This window comes from Anaerobium acetethylicum, assembly GCF_900096945.1.
Classification (GTDB): Bacteria; Bacillota; Clostridia; order Lachnospirales; family Lachnospiraceae; genus Anaerobium; species Anaerobium acetethylicum.
Window position 1 is genome coordinate 1 of record NZ_FMKA01000085.1, and the last position, 2,522, is coordinate 2,522.

At 38.7% G+C, this 2,522-nt stretch carries 1 protein-coding gene and 1 pseudogene; one reads left to right on the top strand and one right to left on the bottom strand.

The genetic code is table 11. The features are described 5' to 3' along the window. Window positions 1-187 precede the first annotated feature (187 nt). Window positions 188-1,795: pseudogene (locus BJR36_RS19855) on the top strand (IS1634 family transposase). 202 nt (window positions 1,796-1,997) lie between these two features. Here BJR36_RS19855 and BJR36_RS19860 read toward each other — a convergent pair. Next, the gene (locus BJR36_RS19860; protein ID WP_091237162.1) at window positions 1,998-2,420 is read right to left on the bottom strand and encodes a hypothetical protein; all 423 of its coding nucleotides are present in this window, start codon (window positions 2,418-2,420) and stop codon (window positions 1,998-2,000) included. Window positions 2,421-2,522: the final 102 nt, after the last annotated feature.

Here is a 2,522-nt window from a genome sequence, read left to right on the forward strand (position 1 = left end):
TTTGGCAAGTGGAAATCGTGGTAAAATCCAGTATTTATGCGTGTTTTAGACACTTTTTGGAGTGCTATGAGTATGACGGTTTTGGGAAGTTAGCATAAAAACCCCATGAAATCGGTACTTTCGAACCACTTCATATTGAATTCAAGCTAGTGATGTGTTGTAATTACATCACTAGGAGGTGCTTGAAATGGCTATTATAAACCACTTTGATAAAAGAAGCGGGAACACTTATGTTTATGAATCCATCTCCTATTGGGACAAGGAAAAGCAGCAACCTCGTTCCAATAGGACTCTCATCGGCAAGATAGACAAGGAAACCGGAAAGGTAGTTCCGACAGATGGTCGCGGAAAGAAGCGCAACCAAGTCGCTTCTGACAAAAAGTCTAAGCAGGGACCTGTTCCTATAGAATCAGTAAAACGCAGGTTCTACGGCGCAACCTATCTGTTCGATGAAATAAGCGATAAGCTAGGTGTTACGACGGATTTAAAGACCTGTTTTCCTGATACATATAAGCAGATCCTTTCAGTAGCATATTACATGATTCTGGAAGATCATTCTCCATTATCCCGTTTTGAACGCTGGGATGATATACACAAACATCCTTACGGAAAGAATATTTCCTCCCAAAGAAGCAGTGAACTTTTTGCCTCTATCACGGAAGAACAAAAGAATAAATACTTCTCACTTCAAGGCAGGCGTCATGCTTAAGATGAATATTGGGCTTACGACACTACCAGCATCTCCAGTTACTCAGAAGTCCTAAAACAGGCACAGTATGGCAAGAACAAAGAAGATGACCGACTGCCACAAATTAACCTGGCACTGGTCTTTGGTGAGAAAAGCGGACTGCCATTCTACTATCGTAAGCTCGCTGGAAATATACCTGATGTGAAAACCGTACAGAATCTTTTATGTGATCTATCTACATTAGGCTTCGACAAAGTAAAGCTTGTCATGGACAGAGGTTTCTATAGCGAAGCAAACATAAATGCACTGCTTAAGGAACACCTCAAATTTATTGTTGCTACCAAGATATCCCTTTCCATAGTAAGAGCGGAACTTGATAAGATATATGATGAACTGGCTACCTTCCCAAATCTCAATGAGCAGTATGATGTATATTCACAGACTGTCATGAGGGAATGGGATTACGTCCAGGAACGTCCATATAAAGGTGATGTCATCCGGTACAAGCGCCGGGTTTACATCCATTTGTACTATAATATAGATAAATCCGCTGAAGATCAGCGGAACTTTGACAGAAAACTACTGACCTGCAAGCGGGAACTGTTGAGCGAACAACGCATCAAAGAACCTGAATCCTTCTACAAGAAATACTTTGAAGTAAAGGAAACACTAAAGCGTGGTATACAGGTTGAGGTGAAGCAGGATGCCATCAACCAAGCAAAGCGTTACTATGGATACTTCGCATTCTTATCAAACGAGAAGATGGATTCCATTACAGCACTCGAACTTTACCGCAACAAAGATGTGATCGAAAAGGCTTTTGGCAATCTTAAGGAGCGCCTTAACATGCGACGAACCTTAGTCTCATCTGAAAAGAGTCTGGATGGAAAACTGTTTACTGCGTTTGTCGGATTGGAGATTTTATCCTATATCAAACTGCATATGCAACAAAAAACCCTCTTTTCTGATTACACTCTTCAGTCGTTTCTCGATAAATTGGATGTAATCGAGTGCTTCGAAAATCCTGGTTATGAACTATGCATAGGCGAGGTTCTCGAGAAACAGAAAAAACTATATGAAGCAATGGATGTCCTGCCACCCGCCTAGTGATGTGTGGCGGGAATCCAGATAACAAGCGCGTAGAGATGTTGAATTCGCGAATAGTCATGAAAAAAATGAATATTCGAAACACATACAAATTAATATAAAATCTTATTTCTCCAAATGCAGATATAAAAATCTGCATTTGGAGAAATTTGAAATGTGTAATGGTAAATAAGATTTTAATATCATCACAAGGTTTAATAGATTAGATGTGGAATCCGTATGAATTAATACTGTGTTCTATAAGTAATTCTGTTGGAGATGTGAATACTACTTTCACAAAATCACCAACATCAGCTCCAACAAAATCGTACCAATCACCAATACCTTTTAGGTTTCCTTCTTCTGCAAATTGTTTAGCATAAATATCATTTGATTGATTACCCTGGGCTAATAATGTTCCCTGATAATAACTATCAAATGATGTACAACGGTATAAGCAATTAGCATGAAAAGGATTATTGCGATTAAATATTCGATAATCATAGGCTACGTCAGCTGGAATTTTTATATATCCTTCGCCGTATATTTCTCTTCGACTATGCGAGTGTCTGCTTGGATGATATTCTCCCCACATTAGATGTGGTTCTAATATTTCAACGATGTAAAAATCTCCCGTGTTTGGCATTATATATCCTACATTCCCGTGAGAATTATAACGTGGAAACCTTATAAGCACTGATTTTACTGTATTATTTGATATTTTTTGTTGAAATCATCCGCAAAACAC